The organism is Helcobacillus sp. ACRRO (assembly GCF_022347125.1).
GTDB classification, from domain to species: Bacteria; Actinomycetota; Actinomycetes; order Actinomycetales; family Dermabacteraceae; genus Helcobacillus; species Helcobacillus massiliensis.
The window spans coordinates 1-2420 of sequence record NZ_JAKRNG010000060.1 but is presented as its reverse complement, the minus strand read 5'-3'; the positions used below and the strand labels follow the sequence as shown (position 1 = coordinate 2420).

Annotated in this window: 1 protein-coding gene; it reads left to right on the top strand. The window is 68.0% G+C overall.

Annotated elements, in window-relative coordinates; translation table 11 throughout:
- Positions 1 to 238: 238 nt before the first annotated feature.
- Entirely contained in the window at positions 239 to 2296 is a 2058-nt protein-coding gene (locus MHY20_RS11470; protein WP_239376899.1) for a glucose PTS transporter subunit IIA, read from the top strand.
- The last annotated feature ends 124 nt before the right edge of the window (positions 2297 to 2420 follow it).

The window sequence follows — 2420 nt, the reverse complement described above, 5'->3', positions numbered from 1 at the left end:
GTCAACGCGTGTCTCTCGACCGGGCGGCAACACCCCCCGGACCATCAATGGCAGGGCAACAAAGCCATACCCGGCCGAGCGACCAGACCCCGTCCATCGGGGTGCTCACAAGGTAACGGGGCTCCCCGCCCGGTCCTTCGTGCATCCGGGGCATACCATAGTGGCGTCGTCCCTCTTCCCACTCTCCGGGCGCTGCTTCGACGACGAGCGCGCGTCCGGAAGCGAAGGATTCCTCCTCATGAAGTTCCTGCAACGGCTCGGCCGGTCGCTCATGCTTCCGGTCGCCGTGCTCCCCATCGCCGCGGTCCTCTCCGGCTTCGGCTACTGGGTGGGCGCGGAGTCCCTGGTCGGCACATTCCTCGCTGCCGCCGGCGGCGCCCTCCTCGACAACATCGCCCTGCTGTTCGCCGTGGGTGTCGCCATCGGCATGTCCACGAGGTCCGACGGCACGTCCGCCCTCGCCGGCCTCGTCTCGTGGTTGACGGTCACCACACTGCTCTCGCCTGAGACCATGGCGAAGTTCCAGGGCATTGAGGTCGATGCTGTCAACCCGGCGTTTGCGAACGTGAAGAACGTCTTCATCGGCATCATCTGCGGCCTCATCGGCGCGTGGGCGTACGACCGCTTCAAGGACGTGAAGCTGCCGGACTACTTCGCGTTCTTCTCGGGCAAGCGCTCGGTCGCCATCATCTCCGCGCTGGTGTCGATCGCGTTCGCGCTGGTCATGATGGTGCTGTGGCCGCTGCTGTTCAGCGCCCTGGTGCACTTCGGTGAGTTCATCGCCACGCTCGGTCCCGTCGGCGCCGGCATCTACGGCTTCCTGAACCGCCTGCTGATCCCGTTCGGTCTGCACCATGCTCTGAACGCCGTGTTCTGGTTCGACGGCTTCGGCATCGCCGACCTCAACAACTTCCTCGCCGGTGAGGGCACCTACGGTGTGACCGGGCAGTACATGACCGGCTTCTTCCCGATCATGATGTTCGGCCTGCCGGGTGCGGCACTGGCGATGTACGTGACGGCTGACAATGACCGCAAGAAGCGCACCGCCGGCATCCTGCTGTCCGCGGCGTTCGCGTCGTTCCTCGTGGGTGTGACGGAGCCGCTGGAGTTCCTGTTCATGTTCCTCGCGCCGGGCCTGTTCGTGGTGCACGCCCTGTTCATGGGCCTGTCGCTGGCGATCACGACCCTGCTGCCGGTGCGCTCCGGCTTCGGGTTCTCCGCCGGGTTCATCGACCTGCTGGTGCAGTGGGCGAACCCGATGGCGCAGAACCCGTGGATGGTGTTCCCGCTGGGCCTGTTCTGGTTCGCCGTGTACTTCGTGACGTTCCGCTGGATCATCCTGAAGTGGAACCTCCGCACCCCGGGCCGCGGCCCGGTGGAGGAGGACGAGGACCTCGCCGGTGTCGCTGCCGGTGGTCTCGCCCCGGCCGGTGCGGCGGTCTCCGCTGCTGCCCTCGGCTCCCACGCTGCTGGCGGCGATACCGCCACTGGTGGGCCGACGGGTGCAGGTACGGACAAGTACCTCGTCACTGCCGATCGGTTCATCACCGCCCTCGGCGGCGCGGACAACATTGAGGAGATCGAGAACTGCGCAACGCGGCTGCGCATGCAGCTCGGCGATGTGTCCCTTGCTGACGAGAAGGCGCTCAAGCGCGCCGGCGCTGCCGGTGTGATGAAGACCGGTGGCCACAGCTACCAGGTCATCTACGGCCTCAACGTGCAGTTCGTGAAGGACGCGATGGAGGACATCATGGAGGGTGTCCGCCAGGCTCCGTCCGCATCATCCGCATCGTCCGACCCGGCTCCCGCAGCCGACACTGCCGACGCCGCCTCCGCGGGCGCCGCTGGTGACGACCCGGCCCTCGCCGCCGGTGCCGCCGCTCCTGCTGAGCAGATCGTGCGTCTGCGTCAGCCGGTGGCCGGTGCGGTGATCCCGCTGGACCAGGTCGAGGACCAGACCTTCGCGTCCGGCATGCTCGGCGTGGGCGCTGCGATCGACCCGACCGAGGACACCGTGGTGGCGCCCGCCGCCGGCACGGTCGTGCAGGTCATGGACACCGGTCACGCTGTGGCGATGACGCTGAACGACGGCACGGAGCTGCTGATCCACATCGGTCTGGACACCGTGAAGATGGGCGGCAACGGCTTCGAAGTGCTCGCGGCCGCGGGTGACCAGGTGCGCGCGGGCGACCCGCTGGTGCGGTTCGACCGCCGGGCCGTCGAGGCCGCCGGCTACTCGGCCATCACCCCGGTGGTGCTGCTGGGTCGCGAGACCGGCACCATCGAGTTCGTCTGACCGGCTGAATCGTCGGTACGGCCTTCGGGCCGGAGCTCCAGGGCCGGGCAGGGGCACAGTCCCCGCCCGGCCCTTTCGCATGTCCGGTTCCGTCGGCCCCGATGCGTACCCCAGTGCCGTGCTC